Consider the following 18,867-nt stretch of genomic DNA (forward strand, 5'->3'; position numbering starts at 1 on the left):
AGCCGCCGGCGGGGCTGACCTGCCGGCCACTTCCTGTACCCGCATCCCAAAAAGGTTCGTCATGGATATTTATGTCATTCTGCTGCTTGACGTTGTAAACGGTGCGTCGTCGCTGTTTCTGCTTTGCCTCGGCCTGGCGGTCATTTTCGGCATGATGAAGATCATCAACCTGGCGCATGGTGAATTCATCATGCTCGGCGCCTATGCAACAGTCATTTCGGCCAATGCCGGCGTCAATGTCTGGATCGCAATGCTGGTGATCGCACCAGTCTTCGTCGGTATTTTCGGCCTGATCGTCGAGCGGTGCCTGATCCGGTTTCTTTATGGCCGGCTTGTCGACTCAATGCTTGCCACATGGGGGCTCAGCCTCCTGATCGTCGGCGTCGTAACGACGATTTTCGGCAATACCCAAAAGGGTATCGCAACGCCGCTTGGCGGCTTCACGATTGGTGAATACCGGTCCAGCTATTACACATTATTGCTATTTTTTATGGCGTTGTTGCTGATGGCCATCGTCTATGCGGTGATGCGCTACACCCGGTTCGGCCTGATCGCGCGTGCGACCATGCAAAACCCATCCATGGCCAGCACGCTCGGTGTCAATCCGGCCTATGTCTACATGGGAACATTTGCCGCCGGCTCGGCGATTTCCGGCCTCGCGGGCGGCCTCCTTGCTCCGGTTTCCGGGATTACGCCTGTGATGGGTGGCGCCTATATCGCAAAAGCCTTCATAACTGTCGTCGGCGGCGGAGCGGCAATCCTTTCCGGAACTCTGTCTGCGTCCGCCCTGTTCGGCTCGATCAACCAGATCGGTGCCTATTTCACGACGCCTGTTTATGGCGAGGTGATCGTGTTTACGGCTGCGATCATTCTCATTCGACTTCTGCCACAAGGTATCTCGGGCCGCTTCTTCAGGGGGAGGCTTTGATGGCCAGACGCTTCAGCAAGAGTTTTGCCGTCCAGTCGACTGCCGTCGCACTCGCAATCACTGCGATTGCCATTGCGCCGATCCTGGTTGAAATCTTCACCCTGATGCAGTTCACTCTGTTTGCCGCGATGGCTATCCTTTCCCTCAGCCTCGCCTTTATCTGGGGCTTTGGCGGTATATTGTGCTTTGGCCAGACTTCGTTTTTCGGCCTTGGCGCCTATGCCTATGCGATTGCTGCAATCAATTTTCAAAATTCGACGCCTGGCCTGTTCTTTGCCCTTGCCGTGCCGTCATTCTTCGCGCTGATCCTTGGATATTTCGTGTTTTACGGCCGCATTTCGGATGTCTATCTGGGGGTAATCACACTTACCGTAACGCTGATCCTGTTTAATATCGTCAACTCCACTTCGGGGGAGCAGTACAGGATCGGAAACGCGTTGATCGGCGGCTTCAACGGGATTCCAGCCGTTCCGACGCTCAACTGGTTTGGCGCCGGCGCACGGCCGCTGACGCTGGAACAGTCCTGGTGGGTGACCGGCGGCGCTCTTCTGGCGACATATCTCGGGATGCGGGCGCTGCTGGCCAGCACATTCGGGCGGATCGTCGTCGCGGTTCGGGAAAATGAGACCCGTGCGTCCCTGCTCGGTTACGATCCGCGTGCGATCAAGCTGGTGACGTTCGTCATTGGTAGTGCCGTTGCCGGTCTTGCCGGCGCGTTCTATGTCAATTGGGGGGCTTTCGTCTCTCCGACGATATTCTCGTTGTCGCTTTCGGCGGAAATCATCATCTGGATCACTGTTGGCGGAATGGGAACCCTGCTCGGCCCTATCATCGGCAGTGTGCTGATCGAATATCTGGTCTCAAAAATCGGTTCGCAGCAGGCGTTGAATTCCAACCTCGTTCTAGGGGCGATCCTGGTTGGTTTCGTCCTGTTGCTGCCGAAGGGCATCGTTCCGGCGGTCCGGGATCTGGCCAGCGGTTTGGGCGCGAGATCGAAGAAAGAAAAAGCTGAGCCGCAAGCGCCAGCAGCCCAGCCGGTAGGAGCGGAGTAGATGGCAGAACTCGTTCCACTCCTGAAGACTGAACACCTGACCATGCGTTTCGGCGGCGTTGTCGCCAATGACGATATCAACTTCACCCTTGATGAAATGGAGCTGCGTTGCCTGATCGGGCCGAATGGCGCTGGCAAGAGCACATTCTTCAAGTCACTGACCGGCCAGCAAAAACCGACCTCCGGGACGATTGCTTTTCGCGGTCAGGCCATTGCCGGCAGGCTGCCGCATGAAATCGCCCGAATGGGGATCGGCATCAAGACCCAGGTTCCCAATGTATTCAACGCGCTCTCCGTGCGCGAGAATATCTGGCTAGCGGCCCGGCGCAAGGCCGTGCCATCGAAGCTCTCCTTTGCTGTTGACGATGTCTTGAGCCTCATCCGGCTCGAAACCATGGCTGACAAGACAGTCGATACGCTGTCTCACGGGCAACGTCAGTGGGTCGAGATCGGTATGGTTCTGGCCGGAGAGCCGGAACTCATCCTGCTGGATGAACCGGCAGCAGGGATGACGGATGAAGAAACCGCGCTGACGGCAAAGATCATTCGCGACATCAACCAGTCTCGCGCCATCATCGTCGTCGAACACGATATGGAATTCATCAAACAGATCGCGAAGAAAGTGACGGTGTTTCATCAGGGGCGCGTGCTCATGGAAGACACGATTGATCGCGTTCTGGCCGATCAGCGGGTTCGCGATGTCTATCTTGGCAAGAAGGAGGTTGCCTGATGAGCGATTTTCTCGACGTTACAGATTTGCGCTCCGGTTATGGGCGAATTCCGATTCTGGCGGGCGTCAGCCTCAGCATGCAGGAAGGCGAATATCTCGGTATTCTCGGCCATAACGGCATGGGCAAGACGACGTTGATGCGCACACTGATGGGACATCTTCCGACGACCGGCGGCCGGGTGACCTTCCTGGAGCGCGATATTACCGCTGCCAAGCCCCATGAGCGGGCAAGAAACGGCCTCGGCCTCGTTCCTCAGGGACGGGAAATCTTCCCGACACTCAGTGTGCTGGAAAATCTCCGTATGGGTCTCGCGGCCGCGCCCAGGGAAGATCAGACCGTTATTGATGCCGTTCTTGAAGACTTCCCCCGGCTGAAGCGATTGCTTGATCGCCGTGGAGGCGCGCTTTCCGGTGGCGAACAGCAGCTTCTGTCCCTGGCGCGCTGCCTTTGCACCAAACCGCGCCTGATTTTACTGGATGAGCCGACGGAAGGCATCCAGCCGTCGATTATCGAGGAGATCATCGAGACTCTGCTGGCGCTCAAGAGCCGTTGGGGGCTTTCACTGATCGTCGTGGAGCAGAATCTGGAATTCATCACCTCGTTGTCGGATCGCGTCCTTAACATTCAGAAGGGCCGGATTACCGGTGAACTCGACAGGGACCGGATACACGCCGGAGACTATGAAATGTTGATCTAGCCGTCGGTCTTACGCCTTGTCGGAAAGTCTCCGGCAAGCAGATCAAACCCAAAATTTCGTTTTTCTTGAATCTTGTTCTCACAGGAAAGGATGACTCATGTCTATTACCCGCCCAACACCAGCCGATGTCGTAGAGCTTGCATCGCAGCTTCACATCAAGATGTCACTTGAGGAGGCCGCGGAATACCAGTCGTTGATGGGCGGCATGTTCGATGCATACGACGTCATCGACGCCCTGCCGAACCCGACACCTCCGGTTCTTTATCCCCGCACGCCGGGAGCCAAGCCCTCACCGGAAGAAAACCAGTACGGCGCCTGGGCAATCAAGAGCGAGGTGAAGGGCGCGGCAGAGGGAAAGCTTGCCGGAAAAACGGTTGTGCTGAAAGATAATGTGGCCCTTGCCGGTGTGCCGATGATGAACGGCTCGACGACGCTTGAGGGATTTATCCCGGTGGCCGATGCAACGATTGTGACACGCATGCTCGATGCCGGTGCGACCATTGCCGGCAAGGCCGTTTGCGAACAGTTCTGCCTTTCGGGCGGTAGCCACACATCCGATCCGGGCCCTGTTCATAACCCTTACCGTCACGGCTATTCAGCCGGAGGTTCGTCATCTGGCAGCGCCGCGCTGGTTTCTGCAGGCGAAGTCGATATGGCAATCGGCGGAGATCAGGGCGGATCGATCCGTATCCCCTCATCTTATTGCGGTACCTACGGCATGAAGCCGACCCATGGCCTGGTGCCCTATACCGGTGTCATGCCGATCGAAGCTACGATCGATCACACCGGTCCGATTACCGGAAATGTCGCCGATAACGCTTTGTTGCTGGAGGTTCTGGCTGGTGCCGACGGGCTTGATCCGCGCCAGTATGCTCCACAGGTTTCCGCTTACACTGAAGCGCTGGGCAAGGGCGTGAAGGGCATGAAGATCGGTTTGTTGAAGGAAGGCTTTGCGGTGCCGAACCTTCAGGACGGCGTCAATGAGAAAGTGCGCGCCGGTGCTGATCGGTTTGCCGCTCTTGGTGCCGATATCTCCGAAGTTTCGATCCCTGAGCATGATATTGCGCTGGCCGCCTGGAACCCGATCACGCTGGAAGGCTTTGTCGCCCAGATGATGCATGGCAATGGCATGGGCTTCAACTGGAAGGGGCTTTATGATGTCGGGCTTCTGGACGCACATTCGGCATGGCGGAACAAGGCGGACGACCTTTCGGAGACGATGAAGCTGACCATGCTCGTCGGTCAGTGGGGTCTTTCGCACTACCGTGGTCGCTATTACGCGAAGGCGCGCAATATCGCAATCGCGGCCAAGGCTGCCTATGACCGTGTCTTCGGCGAATATGATCTCCTGCTGATGCCGACGCTTCCCTGCGTGGCAACGCCGATCCCTGGCAAGGACGCGTCGCTGGAAGAGATCGTCACCCGCGCTTTTGAAATGACGGCAACGACCAGCCCGTTCGATGTAACCGGTCATCCCGCAATGTCCATTCCCTGTGGTCTTTCCGATGGTCTTCCTGTTGGCCTGATGCTGATCGGCAAGGACTATGCCGAAACGACGATCTATCAGGCCGCAAGCGCTTTTGAAGCCGAGGGCGACTGGAAAAATTTCTGATGATCACGATCACGGCGATTATCCGGGTGAAAAGCGATGCTTTAGCGACAATGCGTGATGCCTTGCTCGTCGTGGCAGACCATGTCCGCGACAATGAACCGGAGACGGTCGGTTTCTTCGTGTCGCAGAGCATGGAGGACCCATCTGTGTTCACCACCTATGAGCGCTTTGCGAACAAGGCGGCGATGGATCGACACAATGGTTGTGATGTCGTCGCAGACTTTTTCGCGGTTGCCGAGCCGATCCTTGACGGTCCTGTCACACTGATCACGGCCGATGAAGTTGCCTTCAAAGCCTGAAATTGGCCGCTGGCGGTTTCCGTCAGCGGCAATTGATTGCCACCATGCCGAAGGATGGAAAATGCACCAGAGAGAGAAATCCGATCATGACTAAACCGGTTACGCTCAACCGGCTCGGGGAAGCCGCGGCGCGTTTCGTTGCCGCTGGAGCGGCAAACCATCGATGTCATCGATCTGGTCGCCGACATCATCGATGACTGCCGGTTCGAGAGCCTCGCGAAGACTGTGTCGATCAGCTATGAGGGGCCGTCCTCCGTCATCGCCACCGTCAACGGAGAGCTGATCTACAGGGCGATCGAGAATGTCATCCGCAACGCGGTCAAATATTCCCCGCCGGGTACCCGGGTCATGGTCGCCGCGACCTGTCGTTCCGATGCTCTGGAGATCAGGGTTCATGATTGCGGACCGGGCTTACCGCGCGAGCACCTGAAGAGCATTTTCCGTCCCTTCGAACGTGTCGACACAGGAGGCGAAGGCCAGCTCGGCTTCGGCCTCGGCCTGTCCATCGCCCAACGCGCGCTTCACGTCCACGGCGGCGACATCCGCGCCGACCGCAACGCCGATGGCGGCCTTTCCGTCGCCCTTTTTCTTCCTCTCTAGATACCGTAATGGGCCGCGGCGCTCCTCTGGTCGCCCTGAAGGAAGAAGTCTGTCGGCGGCTGATGAGCGCGTCCGGCGTCGGGCCGATCACGGCGCTCACCTTTCGCGCCACGGTCAACCGACCGGAATCTGCCCAAGGTTCGCAAGGTCGTGAAGCAGATTTTCTCTGTGCGAGAAAGTTCCGGATGACAGCCTTCCTTGCGGAAGGTCGACCCCTCGGATGCGGGACCGAGCCGGAACTTTTCGCAGTCAGACCGCATCATCTGAAGCCCGCGCGTTCTACTCCGCCGAAACCTTTTTCGAAATCCAGGTGGCGAACTCAAAGTTGGGTCGTTCGAGGTGAGACAGGGGACCCGGTTCGGCGAATTTGCTCTGGAGGCCTTTCCAGACGCGTTCGGTGCAGCCGCGGTCTTCGTCATTGACGTGATCGAGCAGGACCTTCAGCGCCGCGAAATGCTCCTCCGCATTCGGGTCGTTCATGAATTCGGGCGACAGGCCTCCGCCATAGAGGATCTTCACGCCGCCCGGGCCATCGGGCAGCAATGACAGATACCAGAAGTAACCGGGCGTAAGGGTTATCATCAAGGTGGGGTAGATCGCCAGCAGCCAGGTGCGGCGGCGCTGATCGCCCTCAAGCTCAGTATTTGAAGAATGCGCCAGCGCAAGCGGTACGGAATCATCTTTCAGGATATGATGGTAGTTGAAGGCTGGAAAACCTTCCGGGCAGACCATGTCTTCCAGTTTCGATGCGCCGCCGATCGTGCCGGCGTGACACATGGGCAGGTGATAGCTCTCCATGAAATTCTCGGCGAGGATTTTCCAGTTGGTGTTCCAGCGGTGTTCCTCACGGAATGTCTCGACATAATTGTCCATCTTCAGATAACCGACCAGATCGTCGACGTCGGAAAGGCTTTCGGCGACGGAAGACAGATCCGGATCGAGCGTGACCATGATCCAGCCCTGCCATTCCTCGCAGCGAATTGCGGGCAGTTTGGTATCCGCTTTGCAAAAGCTGCCGTTTTTCTCCATCGCCGGCGCGCCGCGCAGGCTGCCGTCGAGCGAATATGTCCAGGCGTGGTAGGGACAGGTGATGACGCGAACATTGCCGCGGCCTTCCAGAAGCACCGACATGCGGTGGCGACAGACATTCGACATGGCACGCAAAACGCCGTTTCTGTCGCGCAGAATGACAATGGGCTCGTCAACGATCTCCATCGTCATGTAGTCGCCGGGATTTTTCAATGCATCCGCCCGTCCGGCGCAAAGCCAGCTCCTGGCAAAGATCCGGGACTGTTCGAGCGCGAGAAAGTCCTCATTGGTATAGGCCGAGACCGGCATCGCGCGTGCGTGGTCGAAGGCCGCCGCAACATTTTCGGCAAGCGCCCGTGCGGCGTCTACATGGGTCATCATTCCTCTCTCCTCTTCGCCGCGGCTGAATCCATGACCCCGGCGGTTCCTGGCGTGATTTTGTCTAAAGCCGCTGAATGCAAGATGGCGCGGGAACCGAAACAGAGAAAGTAAGAAATCTCTTAGCACCAATTAAGGAAAGGCGAAGCCGTCAAAGGGTGACCAAGCCGCGGACCAGGACGTAAAGACGATCGGCTCGCCTGGTTTGTGGCCCTCTTTCATTGTGCCCGGGCCCGTATATGGCAGTCGGCATGTCAGTTTCGGCAGAGTGTCCGGCCGACGGCGTTTCGGTCGTCCAGTGGCAGATCCCAAGCGTAACTCCGGCATGATCCCGCGATATTCGGCGTAACGCCGTGTCACGCGACACCGGCTTGGACGGCGGAACAGAGCGGATCTGCGAGAGCGAGCGCCCCTGCCCAGTAACGCCAGCTTGTGGGGTACGAAAGGAATGTTCGAAAAACCGGAATCAGGGCGGTGGCAATGCTGCATGCCACGACTGGCATTGGCCAGCCTGTCTGGTTGATCCATGGTGCAAGACACTCAGCCACGCGCTTTGATCGTGTCCGGGCGTTTTCTATTGGCGGTTTCCAAGCTGGGTAGTTGAACATCGCAGGTCAGGCTCATGGTTCTTTTCGAGGTCGACCGTTGGGCCGCCGCCTCATGGCGTTGGATAGGCTCAGTCGGCCAATGTGGTGTTCGCGGTTACCTGCATGAGCCGGCGTTCGCATTCCCGGGATCGGTCTTGACCGCGCTCTCGTCCTGACCGGACGATCTCGCTGATCTCAGATCAGAGTCCGGCTCGAAACTCACGTTGACCGCGCCAAGCGCCTTGTGAGCATCACGACGATTGGCGATCTTCCTGACCACCTCGATAGCGATGCAGGTTGCATCCTTAACCATTTGGGCGCCATAGGCGCTGTCGGCGAAGGCGATTTCGACGAAAGGGAAGGGCTTGCGCGACGCCTTGAGCAGCGGGACGGCGCCATCGCGGTCCAAGTGCTCATGTCGTTGACGATGGCTGGTCGTTGACAGAAGCAAAATTGTAATACAAGTTTATAATATGAATATCTTATGATTTTCGGAAAGCCTTCCGCAACAATCAAGAGTCGCGAACACGGCGACCCCTTCGCGCGCATCATCAATGGTCGAAGTCTGAAGGAGTTTTGTTTTGATCCAGGCCGCTTTTAAAACGTCTCCCCCTTGGGACAGGTGGCGATCCCATGGCTGATGTCGGTGTGTCCGGTTTCCGCCGGGGGTGGCAGATCGGGAAAGCGGGCAAGGGGCTGACCGGCGCGCTTGTCCTGGTGGCTTTCTGGGAAATGCTCAGGCTGAGCGGAATGGTCGATCCGCGCGATCTGCCGTCGGTCTTTGCCATTCTCCGGTCTTTTACCCTGCAACTCGCCAACGGTAATCTTGTTCTCGCGGCGCTTCAGACCCTGTTGTCCTGGGTTATGGGCATGGCGGTCGCTCTGGTGTTCGGGACCGCGCTCGGCATTCTTCTGGCGCTGGTTCCCTGGCTGGAACGGACCAGCCGGCCGACACTGGAGTTCCTGCGTCCGATCCCTTCGGTCGCGCTCATCCCGGTTGCCCTGATGGCACTGGGGATCGGCGTCACGATGCAGGTCTCGCTGATCACCTTTGCCAGCATCTGGCCGATCCTGTTTGCCGCGCGCCAGGGCGTGGAGGCAATCGATCCGCGCTATTTCGACGTCGGCCGGGTCTGGGGCCTCGGGCAGGCGGGGCGGATCCTGCGCATCGTGCTTCCCGCCGCATTGCCGTCGATTGCGACCGGCACCCGGATTGCCGCATCCGTGGCGCTGGCGCTGTCGATCACGGTGGAGATGCTGACCGGGCGTCCGGGGTTGGGCGCGGTGCTGCAGGCGGCCCGACTGTCGGGGCAGACCGCTGAAATGTGGGCGGTGGTGTTTTGCGCGGGGCTGATGGGGCAGGGGATCAACATGGTCTTCCTGCGCATCGAACGGGCCCTGTTCCCGTGGAGTGGAGAGCACCTTGTTTGATCGTGAAAAGCTGACGATCCTGTTCCTTCAGGGGCTGTTCATTGCGCTCCTCGTTGCCGTGTGGCAGTGGGCAGCGATTGCGCATCCGGCGCCCTATCTGCCGCGTATCGGTCCGATCATTGAAGCATGGCTTTCCTATTTCCAGGCGCCGCTTCTGCGTCAGGCGACCTGGCCCAGTCTTTACCGGCTGCTTGCCGGCTTCGGGATCGGCGCGGGGCTTGGCGTGGTGTTCGGGCTGGCGCTGGGGCAGGCGCGCGGCCTCATCGACTGGACGCGGCCGACGCTTGAATTCCTGCGCTTCATTCCCGCGGTCGCGATTCTTCCGGGCGCGCTTGTGATACTCGGGCCAACCGACGGCATGCGGATTTTCATCATCGCCTTCGGGTCTTTCTTTCCCGTCCTGCTCGCCACGCTCGATGGCACAAGGCGGATCGAGCCCCTTCTGCTCGATGTGGCGAAGGTTGAGGGGCTGAAACCGGTGATGGTTTCGTGCCGCGTGATCCTGCCCGCGACCTTGCCGGCGATCTTCGCGGGCCTGCGCATCGCGCTCGGCATGGCGCTGATCATGATGATCATTTCCGAGCTTATGGCCGCAACCAACGGGATCGGGGTGGCGATGCTCCGGGCGCAACGCCTGTTCCAGAGCGCGAAAGTCTACGGCGGCGTTCTGGCTATCGGCACGATCAGCATTGTTCTCACATTGGCGCTTCTCGCCGTGGAGCGCCGGGTGCTGGGCTGGCACATCGGATGGAGAGAGGGCGCGAAATGACATCTGTGACACGGATTGAGGCGGAAACGACGATGGGCACTGAACTTTTGAAGGTCGATAACCTGACCAAGGCTTATGCCGGCAGCCCGACCCCGGTACTGGGCGGTATCGATTTTGCCCAGACCGAGGGCGAATTCCTTTCGGTGGTCGGGCCCTCCGGCTGCGGAAAGACGACGCTGCTGCGCTGCCTGTCGGGCTTGATGCGGCCGGATGCGGGCGGCGTCTCGCACCGGGGCGAGAGCTTCACCCGGCCGCCGGAATGGTTGTCGATCGTGTTCCAGGACTATAATCGCAGCCTGTTCCCATGGCTTACCGTGCGCGGAAATGTCGGTTTCGGCCTCAGCGAACGCGACCGGGCGAAGAAAGCGGCGATGGTGGACGACGCGATCGATGCGGTGGCCCTTTCCCATGCCGCCGACCTTCACCCCTGGCAGATTTCGGGCGGGATGCAGCAACGCTGTGCGCTGGCGCGTTCGCTGGTGTCCTCTCCGGGGCTCCTGTTGCTCGACGAGCCCTTTGCATCGGTGGATGCCCAGACCCGGATCGATCTTCAGGACCTGCTGATGAGGCTGGTGGCCGAGCGCGGCATCTCGGCGCTTCTGGTAACCCATGACATCGACGAAGCCGTCTTCATGGGCGATCGCGTCGTGGTTCTGTCGACCCGGCCCGCACGGGTGGTGGAAGAGGTGATCGTCGATCTTCCCAAACCGCGCGATCAGCTCGCTACCAAGGAAAGCCCCCGTTTCCTCGAACTTCGTCACCATGTCTACACATCGGTGCGTCGGCAAGCCGGGGCGGCTGTCTGAGCCGCCCCCAAAAACAAAAAAGAAGATCAGAAAAACCTCACCAACAGAGAGAACATATTGATGTACAAAACCCTGAAAACACTGATCATTTCGGCCGCAATGGCGGTGACGGCGATGTCGGTCGTGCCGCAGACAGCCGCGGCACAGGACCTGACCAAGATCCGCGTCGGCTATATTCCCGTCGGCGTGTATTCCTATCTCTGGCGTGCCCGCGATGCCGGCTATTTTGAAGATGCCGGCCTTGAGGTCGAGCTTGTGACCATGGCCGGCGGCGGCGAGATTATTCCCGCGCTTCAATCCGGCAGCCTGCAATTCGGCATTTCGGATGCGCTCGGTGTACTCAATGCCCGCAATGCCGGCATCCCGGCGACCTATGTGTCGTTCAACTTTGCGCAGACCGAAGAAAGCCCGGTCCACGCCGCTCTGACTTTCGATCCCGAGATTACGGGGCCTGCCGATCTTGCGGGCAAGTCGGTGGCGACCAATCTCAGCTTCAACACCGACTGGACCATGATGCGGGCGTGGATGCGCAATGCGGGCGTCGATCTCGATACCGTTCAGTTCCAGGAAATTCCCTTCCCCGAAATGCTCGCCTCCGCACGATCCGGAGCGGTGACGGTCGTGGGGGCGGTGGAACCCTTCGTGACGCTTGCCAAGGCCGGTGGCGCCACGGTTCTCGGGCATTTCTTCACCGAGGTGAAATCGCCCGTCGTCCTGTCGGGCGTGGTCGCGATGATGCCATGGATTGAGGAAAACCAGGATCTGACCGTGGCCTTTGTGGAGGCGATCGACAAGGCGATCACCGATTTCAACGGCGACCCGCAGATCGCGCGTGATACCATCGACGCCAATACCAAGATCCCGCCGGAGGTCGTGCAGACCATGGAGCTTGGCGTTTGGGATACCGATGTCGACCCGAACGAGATGCAGTTCTGGGTCGATGCCGCTTCTGTCGAAGGCATGCTGGGTGCGGAAACGGACCTGGAGGATCTGGTCTGGACGCCCTCCAAGTGATCGATGGATGCTTCCGGGTGGGCGTACCGCCCGGAACATGAAATCTGAAAAGATACAATGGTCTGTGCCGCAATGGCCGGGTGGTGAAAACCCCCGGCCATTTTTATTTGGCGCATCGGCGGCACGTGTTGGGTGGGCAATAGCGAGATTATAGCGGTCGAGGACCCTTGATCGGGCAGACGCGCGGCAAAAAGCCCTGAGCACGGCTTGCGTGCTCAGGGCGCGGGAACGATCGGTTTATCGAGGCAGACTTTTACTCGGCCTTGGACGCCTGAACCAGGTCGAAGAGCCTTTCATATTCGGCCTTCACTTCCGGCTGGCTTTCCAGCAGCTCGGATGCCAGTTCGGCGAAGCCTTCCTCCATCTGCGCCTGTTCTTCGGCGGGCAACTGCGTGATCACCCCGCCATTTTCGGTCCAGGTGGCGTAGGACCGGCCGACGTTCTCGACGCCCCACGGGTAGACCGCTTCTTCGGCTGCGCGGCCGGCCGCGATGATGGCGGCCTTGGTGTCTTCGCTCTGCATCTGGAACCAGTCCTCGTTCACGACGGTGACCGAGACCACTTCGGCGAAATGCAGGTCGAGGATATATTTGCCGACGTCATAATACTTGAACGCGGTGAGGATCGGCACGCCCACCAGCATGCCGTCGAGGCCGCCGGACTGGAGCTGTGGGATCACTTCGGAAAGGGCCAGCGGCAGGGGTATAGCGCCGATCTGTTCCATAGGCTTGATCTGGAGTGGCGAGGCAAAGGTGCGGATCTTGAGGCCCTTGACGTCCTCAAGCGTCTTGGCGTCCTGCATGGTAAAGAGCACGGTCGGGGAATTGTAGATCGCGCCGATCACGCGCAGACCCTTGTCGAGGAACATGGTTTCGAGATGATCGCGGTATTCCGGGTTGTGAAGCGCTGCATGCACATCCTCGGGCGAGGTGAAAAGACCCGGAACGTCGAAGGCCTGAAAACGCGGATCGACGTTGGACATGAATGATGTCGGCGTGGTGAAGGCCTCGATCGTGCCCAGAAGCACGCCTTCGGACATGCGCGGGATCGCGCCGAGTTGGGAGGCCGGATAAATCTCGGTCGTAACGGCGCCGGGCGCGCGCTCGGCGAGTTCGTCGGCAAAGACCTTGATCCATTCATCCTGCACATCGTTGATGGTCGCGGTCGCGAGCTTCATCGTGCTTTGCGCCTGGGCGGTGAGGAATGAACTCACCGTAAGAGCGGTGGCGAAGGCCGCGGTCTTGAAAAGGTTGGAGATCATCGGAGTGTCCTTTTTCAGTGGGGTTGGGCAAGCGACAGGGATAGAGCGGGAACATAGGTGATCACGAGGAGGGCGATGACGAGGACCACGACGAAGGGGGCGACGCCTCGGTAGAGCGTGTGAGCGGGCAGGCCGGTCACCTGCTGCGCCACGAAGATGTTCAGGCCGAAGGGCGGCGTGAACATGCCGATGGCGAGATTGACGGTCATGATGATCCCGAAATGGATAGGGTCGATGCCGAGCGATATCGCAATCGGCGCCAGAAGCGGCGCCAGGACGAGGATCGCGGAGGTCGGATCGAGGAAAGCGCCGATGGCCAGGAGCAGCAGGTTCACGGCCAGCAGGAAGGTGACGGCGGAAAGCTGCATGTCGTTTATCCAGGCAATGATCGCCTGCGGTACGCCCTGTGTCGTCAAGATCCAGGTGATGACGCTTGCCGCGGCGACAAGGATCAGGATCTGGCCCGAAAGCATCGCCGCGCTGCCCGCAGCGTTGATGACATCGCGCAGCGTCATGGAGCGGTAGACGAAGAGGCCGATCACGATGGCATAGAAACAGGCAAAGCCGCCCGCCTCGGAAGGGGAAAACACGCCAAGATAAATGCCGCCGAGCACGAAAACCGGCATCAGGATCGCCCAGAACGCATCCTTGGTTGCCTTGGCGGCGGTCCTGAAGGAGAACGAGGTTTCTGAAGGGATGTCGCGACGGACGGCATCCACAATCACGAACAGCGACAGAAGCGCTGCAATCAGGATGGCCGGCAGGATCCCGGCGATGAAGAGCCGGGGAATGGATTGCTCGGCGGCCATGCCGTAGAGGATCATGGCGATGCTGGGCGGGATCACGATGTCAATTGCGCCGGAGGAGGCCAGAAGGCCACCCGCGCGGTGCTGGCCGTAGCCTGCGGCAATAAGCTTGGGATAAAGCGTTTTGCCGAGCGCCGCGACGGCGGCGACCGAGGACCCCGAGATCGCGCCGAGAGCGGTGGATGCCGCGACGGTGGAAACGCCGAGGCTGCCCGGAACCCGTCCCACCATTGCCATGGCCCAGGCGATCAGCCTGTTGGCGATGCCGCTGGAACTCATGAGCTGTCCGGCAAAGACGAAGAACGGGATTGCCAGAAGGGCGAAATTGTCCAGCCCGCCAAACATGACCTGCTGAAGCGCCACGGGCGGTATCTTCAGAAAGAACAGCATGGCGACGGCGACCACCGTCAGGAAGACGAGGAAGATCGGCGTGCCGATGGCGACAAGCAGAACGGGCAGGACGATATAGGCGAAGATCATGGGCGGATCTCCGAAGCCGGGGCCTTTCGCAACAGGGCGATGACGTCGAAGACGAGCTTGATGGCGCCGGCAACGGTCAATCCGGCGAAGCCGAAGAGCAGGGCTGCATGCGGTATCGTCATGGGAATGCCAAGCCCCATGCTGGTCACGCCGATCCGGTTGATCTTGGCGATAAAAAGCCAGGATGCATGGGTTGCGAAAGCGCAGGCGAAGATGGCCGCGAGATCGTGAAGGATATACCAGAAATGCCGGGCGCGCTTCGAGGAGTAGAGCGGCAGCAGGTCCACGCTGATATGGGTGCGGGTGAAGAATGACAGGACCGCGGCAATCATCGTGATCCAGATGATCAGGTAGATCATCAACTCGTCGGCGCCGACGGGGGAGATGCCGAAAAGATAGCGGCTGCCGGCGTTGAGCACATTGATGGCGACCACCACAAGCAGCACAATGCCGAGGCCGGTGTAGAGCGCGCGCGTGACGATGTTGCCCGCGCTTGCCGGTTTCGAGGCGGTTTTGTCTTCCTCGCTCATGCGCGGTCCTCCAGGATGCGGCGGATCGCGACCAGCTTTTCCGCGCGACGTTTCTGGAGTTCGGCGATCTTCTCGGGCGTGTAGTCATAGACGCCGCTGCCCGATTTCAGGCCCAGCGTGCCTGCGGCAATCTTCTTGCTGATCAGTTCCGGCACGTCCTTGCGGTCGGCCAGATCGGCGTTGAGGAAGCTCGAAACGGACTGGTAGATGTCGAGCCCGGCCATATCCAGCAGCGCCATGGGGCCGATCACCGCAAGCTTGTAGCCGATCCCCCAGGAAACGCAGGTGTCGATATCCTCGGGATCGACCACGCCCTGTTCGACAAGGTCGATCACCTCCCGCAAAAGCGCATAGAGGACGCGGTTTTCGACAAAGCCCGGCACATCCTTCTTGACGGTCACGGGCAGGAGGCCCAGCGAGCGGATCAGATCCTTGATCGCCTCGCTCGTCTCGGGCGCGGTATGGGCGCCCGCGATCACCTCGATCATCGGAATGATGTGCGGCGGGTTCGACCAGTGCATGCCGACCATGCGGGCGGGATTGGAGATGTGCTCCTGAAGGCTGGTGATCGGAATGCCCGACGTGTCGGAGGCAACGATGACGTCAGGACCGATAAGGGCGTCGATCTGGCGATAGACGCTGGCCTTGATTTCGGGCTTTTCGGGAACGTTCTCGATCACCAGATCGGCGTCGGCGACCGCTTCGGCAAGGTTACTCGTCAGCTTGACGGGGTTGTCCGCCGTGGCCGTGATGCCGAGCGTATCGAGGACGGCGTTGGCGGTTGCGATCATGGCGGAGGCGCGTTCGAGGGCCGCCGGCGCGATGTCGTACGCAGTGACCTCGACGCCGCCGCGCGCCAGCCGCGCCGCCATGCCCGGCCCCATGGTTCCCAACCCGATGATTGCAATTTTTTTCATGGTTTTCTCTTTCCTGGTTGAGTGGTCAGGACCGGAAGCGCCGGTCCTGTTGTCTGGTGTCGGAAGCGGTCCGGCGAGAGGGGGATTTTGCGAGGAGCGCGATCAGCACAACGGCTGCGACGACGTTGACAATGGCGACCATATGGCCGAGCGCAGGCGGCAGCATCAGGCAGAGGCCGGCAAGAACGTAGACAACCCGCATCGGCGGCGACAGCAGGCCGCGGGCATAGCCGGCTACCCCCATGGACACCGCCGCGATGCCGCCGAAGGCGGTGATGGCGGCAAGCGTCGCGCCATACCATGTGCCGCCGAGCAGAAGCTCCGGGGAAAAGGCGAACAGGAACGGCACGAGATAGGCGACCCAGGCAAGTTTCAGGGCTTCGAAACTGGTGCGCCACATATTGGCTCCGCCTATCCTGGCCGCGGTGATCGAGGCCAGCGCCACCGGCGGCGTCAGCATCGACATCATGCCGAAATAAAGGATGAACAGATGCGCCTGCATCGGTTCGAGGCCGGTGTCCTGAAGGGCCGGGGCGAGGATCGTCGCAAGCACGACATAGACGGCGACCGTGGGCATGCCCATGCCGAAAAGGATCGCGATCAGGGCGACGAGGACGAGGAGCACGATCTTGTGCCCGCCGCTGAGCGCAATGGCCTGACCGGCAATGGAGAAGCCGAGACCGGTGAGGCTGATCAGGCCGATGATGAGGCCCGCAGCCGCGGTGATGAGCAGAAGCGGGGCGACCGAAATGCCGGTATCGACCACAACGCGCAGCAGGATGCCGGGCGTGAGGCGCACGCCGCGATAGGGGCGGACGATGCTCACGAGAACCAGCGCGACGATGGCCGCAATGGCCGCCATCTGCGGCCGCGTCTGAAGGTTGAAGAGAACGAGAAACATGACGAGAAAGGGCAGCGCGAAATGTCCGCCTTCGCGAAACGCCGCACGGAACGTCATGCGCTCGCCCTTGTCGATCTCGCGCACATCCGCGCGGGCCGCCAGGCGATCGACCTGCAGAAAGATCGCGCCGAAATAAAGGGCTGCGGGAAGGGCGGCGGCGATGATGACCTCTTTATAGGGCACCTGGATGTAATCGGCCATGACGAAGGCCGCAGCCCCCATGACCGGCGGCAGGAGCTGGCCGCCGGTGGAGGCGGCGGCCTCGACGGCGGAGGCGGTCGAGGCGCTGAGACCGGCCCGTTTCATCAGCGGGATCGTCATGATCCCGGTTGAGACGACATTGGACACGGCATTGCCGGTGATCGTGCCGAAAAGCGCGGAGGTTCCGACGGCGGCCTTGGCGCTGCCGCCACGGAAACGGCCAAAGATCGCGAAGCTGACGCGGGTCAGGAAATCGCTGCCGCCGGAATGGCGCAGCAGTTCGCCGAAGAGAACAAAGGGAATGACGATTTCGACGGCGACGCGAACCGGCGTGCCCAAAAGCGCGTTTGGATCGGTGAGCATGTAGATCGCCCAGCGATTGACCGGGGTTTCGGGAATGCCGAGCGGACCGCCGAAAATGGCGAGCAAGGAAAACAGGGCGACGATCAGGACGATGGGCAGGCCGACATTGCGCCAGACGAGGACGGCAAGCCCGGCGATGACGGCATAGGCGCTCAGCGTCAGCCAGAGCGGGCGCATCACGGCGAGGATTGTCAGCTGGGGATAGCGCCAGGCAATGGTGAGCATGATCGCCAGCAGGATGCAGCCGGCGAGATAGCCCGCAAGGCGGAGCGGGCCGCGCGCCCGGTCGCCCAGCAAAAAGGCCGTCACAGCGAGCGACAGCCCCACGGCGCAGGCCAGAGGCTGCTCGTTGAACAGCGGGATCCTGACCAGCGTGTGGAGGTTGAGGATCCACGCCAGCGAGATGGCGACCAGCAGGAAGCCAGCCGCCCTCGCCCCGACATTTGCTGGCGGGGCGGCGTTGACCGCGACAGGCGGTGAGGATGTATCGGGTTGGGTGGTCATGATGTCAGCCCAGCTACTGGAACCTGATCATTCCGTTTCCGATACCTGCGCCCCGTCGTGATAGGGCAATTTTGTATAGACCCGCGACACGCTGGCTTGCGACATTGCGCCGAGGATCGGGTTGGAGGCGGCGATTGCCGCTGTGTCGGTCTTGATCATCGTCGCGATCTTGGAGACCACCTCGGGATCGAGGTCCTTGCGGGCGACGAGGACATAATCATAGGCCATCGTCTTGAATGGGCCCGGCGCGCCGACGACGCCCGCATCCGCGGCGACATCGTAGATGTAGGCTTCCGGTGCTACGGCATTCATGCGTTCGACCGCTTCGGGGCTATCGTCGAAGGGCAGCCAGGCGATGCCGCCGAGCGCCGAATCCGCTTCGACCACCGCGCCCGCGCGCAAGGCGAAAAGCGTGGCGTCGACATCGCCGTTCACCAGCGCCTGAACGCCCGTGCGCACGCTCGATACCGGAACGGTGGTGACATCGTCGGGAGTGAGGCCGCCATTGGCCAGCGCGCCTTCGAAATAGGGCAGCAGGCTTGCCTGTGCGGGAACGCCCCAGGCCATGCGCTTGCCCTTGAGATCGGAAATGCTCTCAATCCCGGAATCAGCGCGGACCATCAACCCCACCGGGCTTGGAAGCAGTGCGGCGACCAGCGCGATATTGTCTTGCGCCATCCCCTTGAACGGGCCGTTTCCCCGAATGGCATCTCCCGCGTCAGGCGTGACAAGCGCCGCGATATCGAGTTCCCCGGCATTGATGAGGGGCACAAAAGCGGTCGCGCCGCCGAAGGACTGTACCGTCACGTTCAGATCGGTGTTCGCGCCGATCACCTGCGCCAGGGCGGCGTTCACGCCATAGTTCTGGGAACCCTGCTGGCCGGAGCCGAAGCGCAGATCCTGGGCAAGAGCGGCAGAGCTGATAGAACCTGCCACGAGCAGCACGCTGGCTGCGAAAATCCTGAATTTCAT

Annotated in this window: 19 protein-coding genes; 11 read left to right on the forward strand and 8 right to left on the reverse strand. The window is 60.4% G+C overall.

Annotation, left to right across the window (positions count from 1 at the left end):
• The first annotated feature begins 61 nt into the window (after positions 1 to 61).
• From HQ843_RS10965 to HQ843_RS10995, 7 genes are all read left to right on the forward strand, one after another.
• Entirely contained in the window at positions 62 to 928 is an 867-nt protein-coding gene (locus HQ843_RS10965) for a branched-chain amino acid ABC transporter permease (protein WP_180898281.1), read from the forward strand.
• Positions 928 to 1,980 (forward strand): ABC transporter permease subunit, encoded by a 1,053-nt coding sequence (locus tag HQ843_RS10970; protein ID WP_180898280.1) that lies wholly within the window; start codon positions 928 to 930, stop codon positions 1,978 to 1,980. Before HQ843_RS10965 ends, HQ843_RS10970 begins: the two co-directional genes overlap by 1 nt.
• Entirely contained in the window at positions 1,981 to 2,709 is a 729-nt protein-coding gene (locus HQ843_RS10975) for an ATP-binding cassette domain-containing protein (protein ID WP_180898279.1), read from the forward strand.
• Complete coding sequence (locus HQ843_RS10980; protein WP_180898278.1) at positions 2,709 to 3,407, forward strand: ATP-binding cassette domain-containing protein; 699 nt, start codon at positions 2,709 to 2,711, stop codon at positions 3,405 to 3,407. Before HQ843_RS10975 ends, HQ843_RS10980 begins: the two co-directional genes overlap by 1 nt.
• Before the next feature lie 97 nt (positions 3,408 to 3,504).
• Positions 3,505 to 5,019 (forward strand): amidase, encoded by a 1,515-nt coding sequence (locus HQ843_RS10985; RefSeq protein WP_180898277.1) that lies wholly within the window; start codon positions 3,505 to 3,507, stop codon positions 5,017 to 5,019.
• Positions 5,019 to 5,318 carry a putative quinol monooxygenase gene (locus tag HQ843_RS10990; RefSeq protein WP_180898276.1) on the forward strand — a complete coding sequence of 100 codons (300 nt, stop codon included), beginning with the start codon at positions 5,019 to 5,021 and terminating at the stop codon, positions 5,316 to 5,318. Before HQ843_RS10985 ends, HQ843_RS10990 begins: the two co-directional genes overlap by 1 nt.
• A 138-nt stretch (positions 5,319 to 5,456) precedes the next feature.
• Positions 5,457 to 5,918 carry a sensor histidine kinase gene (locus HQ843_RS10995; RefSeq protein ID WP_180898275.1) on the forward strand — a complete coding sequence of 154 codons (462 nt, stop codon included), beginning with the start codon at positions 5,457 to 5,459 and terminating at the stop codon, positions 5,916 to 5,918.
• A 279-nt stretch (positions 5,919 to 6,197) separates the two neighbouring features.
• On the opposite strand, the gene HQ843_RS11000 is transcribed toward HQ843_RS10995, so the two are convergent.
• Together HQ843_RS11000 and HQ843_RS11005 are read right to left on the reverse strand one after the other, a co-directional pair.
• On the reverse strand, positions 6,198 to 7,328 hold the full coding sequence (locus tag HQ843_RS11000) for an aromatic ring-hydroxylating oxygenase subunit alpha (RefSeq protein WP_180898274.1): 1,131 nt from the start codon (positions 7,326 to 7,328) through the stop codon (positions 6,198 to 6,200).
• 699 nt (positions 7,329 to 8,027) lie between these two features.
• The gene (locus HQ843_RS11005; protein ID WP_180898273.1) at positions 8,028 to 8,321 is read right to left on the reverse strand and encodes a hypothetical protein; all 294 of its coding nucleotides are present in this window, start codon (positions 8,319 to 8,321) and stop codon (positions 8,028 to 8,030) included.
• Positions 8,322 to 8,545: 224 nt separating this feature from the next.
• Here HQ843_RS11005 and HQ843_RS11010 point away from each other — a divergent pair, with 224 nt between their 5' ends.
• Genes HQ843_RS11010 through HQ843_RS11025 form a run of 4 tightly spaced genes read left to right on the forward strand, consistent with a single transcriptional unit; the run spans position 8,546 to position 11,932 of the window.
• Complete coding sequence (locus HQ843_RS11010; RefSeq protein ID WP_180898272.1) at positions 8,546 to 9,343, forward strand: ABC transporter permease; 798 nt, start codon at positions 8,546 to 8,548, stop codon at positions 9,341 to 9,343.
• Positions 9,336 to 10,112: an ABC transporter permease gene (locus HQ843_RS11015; RefSeq protein WP_180898271.1), complete on the forward strand. Its 777-nt coding sequence runs from the start codon at positions 9,336 to 9,338 to the stop codon at positions 10,110 to 10,112. The genes HQ843_RS11010 and HQ843_RS11015 overlap by 8 nt, the downstream gene beginning before the upstream one ends.
• Before the next feature lie 32 nt (positions 10,113 to 10,144).
• Positions 10,145 to 10,918, forward strand: a complete 774-nt coding sequence (locus HQ843_RS11020; protein WP_180898270.1) for an ABC transporter ATP-binding protein — start codon at positions 10,145 to 10,147, stop codon at positions 10,916 to 10,918.
• A 60-nt stretch (positions 10,919 to 10,978) separates the two neighbouring features.
• Complete coding sequence (locus HQ843_RS11025; protein WP_246710418.1) at positions 10,979 to 11,932, forward strand: ABC transporter substrate-binding protein; 954 nt, start codon at positions 10,979 to 10,981, stop codon at positions 11,930 to 11,932.
• 253 nt (positions 11,933 to 12,185) lie between these two features.
• On the opposite strand, the gene HQ843_RS11030 is transcribed toward HQ843_RS11025, so the two are convergent.
• From HQ843_RS11030 to HQ843_RS11055, 6 genes are read right to left on the reverse strand one after another with little or no spacing between them, the layout of a single operon-like run.
• Positions 12,186 to 13,193, reverse strand: coding sequence for a TRAP transporter substrate-binding protein (locus HQ843_RS11030; protein ID WP_180898268.1), 1,008 nt, complete (start codon positions 13,191 to 13,193; stop codon positions 12,186 to 12,188).
• 14 nt (positions 13,194 to 13,207) lie between these two features.
• The gene (locus HQ843_RS11035; RefSeq protein ID WP_180898267.1) at positions 13,208 to 14,479 is read right to left on the reverse strand and encodes a TRAP transporter large permease; all 1,272 of its coding nucleotides are present in this window, start codon (positions 14,477 to 14,479) and stop codon (positions 13,208 to 13,210) included.
• Positions 14,476 to 15,009: a TRAP transporter small permease gene (locus HQ843_RS11040; protein ID WP_180898266.1), complete on the reverse strand. Its 534-nt coding sequence runs from the start codon at positions 15,007 to 15,009 to the stop codon at positions 14,476 to 14,478. Before HQ843_RS11040 ends, HQ843_RS11035 begins: the two co-directional genes overlap by 4 nt.
• Positions 15,006 to 15,926 (reverse strand): 5-formyl-3-hydroxy-2-methylpyridine 4-carboxylate 5-dehydrogenase, encoded by a 921-nt coding sequence (gene fhmpcd1, locus HQ843_RS11045; protein WP_180898265.1) that lies wholly within the window; start codon positions 15,924 to 15,926, stop codon positions 15,006 to 15,008. The genes HQ843_RS11040 and fhmpcd1 overlap by 4 nt, the downstream gene beginning before the upstream one ends.
• Before the next feature lie 25 nt (positions 15,927 to 15,951).
• Positions 15,952 to 17,895, reverse strand: coding sequence for a TRAP transporter permease (locus HQ843_RS11050; protein ID WP_180898264.1), 1,944 nt, complete (start codon positions 17,893 to 17,895; stop codon positions 15,952 to 15,954).
• A gap of 27 nt (positions 17,896 to 17,922) precedes the next feature.
• Positions 17,923 to 18,867 (reverse strand): TAXI family TRAP transporter solute-binding subunit, encoded by a 945-nt coding sequence (locus HQ843_RS11055; protein ID WP_180898263.1) that lies wholly within the window; start codon positions 18,865 to 18,867, stop codon positions 17,923 to 17,925.

It is taken from the genome of Martelella sp. NC20 (genome assembly GCF_013459645.1).
GTDB lineage: Bacteria > Pseudomonadota > Alphaproteobacteria > Rhizobiales > Rhizobiaceae > Martelella.

Excerpts from the sequence above, each read along its gene's own strand:
- HQ843_RS11025 (WP_246710418.1), top strand. The coding sequence starts at position 10,979 with ATGTACAAAACCCTGAAAACACTGATCATTTCGGCCGCAATGGCGGTG.
- HQ843_RS10970 (WP_180898280.1), top strand. The coding sequence starts at position 928 with ATGGCCAGACGCTTCAGCAAGAGTTTTGCCGTCCAGTCGACTGCCGTC.
- HQ843_RS11010 (WP_180898272.1), top strand. The coding sequence starts at position 8,546 with ATGGCTGATGTCGGTGTGTCCGGTTTCCGCCGGGGGTGGCAGATCGGG.
- fhmpcd1 (WP_180898265.1), bottom strand. The coding sequence starts at position 15,926 with ATGAAAAAAATTGCAATCATCGGGTTGGGAACCATGGGGCCGGGCATG.
- HQ843_RS11030 (WP_180898268.1), bottom strand. The coding sequence starts at position 13,193 with ATGATCTCCAACCTTTTCAAGACCGCGGCCTTCGCCACCGCTCTTACG.
- HQ843_RS11050 (WP_180898264.1), bottom strand. The coding sequence starts at position 17,895 with ATGACCACCCAACCCGATACATCCTCACCGCCTGTCGCGGTCAACGCC.
- HQ843_RS10985 (WP_180898277.1), top strand. The coding sequence starts at position 3,505 with ATGTCTATTACCCGCCCAACACCAGCCGATGTCGTAGAGCTTGCATCG.
- HQ843_RS11020 (WP_180898270.1), top strand. The coding sequence starts at position 10,145 with ATGGGCACTGAACTTTTGAAGGTCGATAACCTGACCAAGGCTTATGCC.
- HQ843_RS11055 (WP_180898263.1), bottom strand. The coding sequence starts at position 18,867 with ATGAAATTCAGGATTTTCGCAGCCAGCGTGCTGCTCGTGGCAGGTTCT.
- HQ843_RS11000 (WP_180898274.1), bottom strand. The coding sequence starts at position 7,328 with ATGATGACCCATGTAGACGCCGCACGGGCGCTTGCCGAAAATGTTGCG.
- HQ843_RS10965 (WP_180898281.1), top strand. The coding sequence starts at position 62 with ATGGATATTTATGTCATTCTGCTGCTTGACGTTGTAAACGGTGCGTCG.
- HQ843_RS10990 (WP_180898276.1), top strand. The coding sequence starts at position 5,019 with ATGATCACGATCACGGCGATTATCCGGGTGAAAAGCGATGCTTTAGCG.
- HQ843_RS11040 (WP_180898266.1), bottom strand. The coding sequence starts at position 15,009 with ATGAGCGAGGAAGACAAAACCGCCTCGAAACCGGCAAGCGCGGGCAAC.
- HQ843_RS10980 (WP_180898278.1), top strand. The coding sequence starts at position 2,709 with ATGAGCGATTTTCTCGACGTTACAGATTTGCGCTCCGGTTATGGGCGA.
- HQ843_RS10975 (WP_180898279.1), top strand. The coding sequence starts at position 1,981 with ATGGCAGAACTCGTTCCACTCCTGAAGACTGAACACCTGACCATGCGT.
- HQ843_RS11035 (WP_180898267.1), bottom strand. The coding sequence starts at position 14,479 with ATGATCTTCGCCTATATCGTCCTGCCCGTTCTGCTTGTCGCCATCGGC.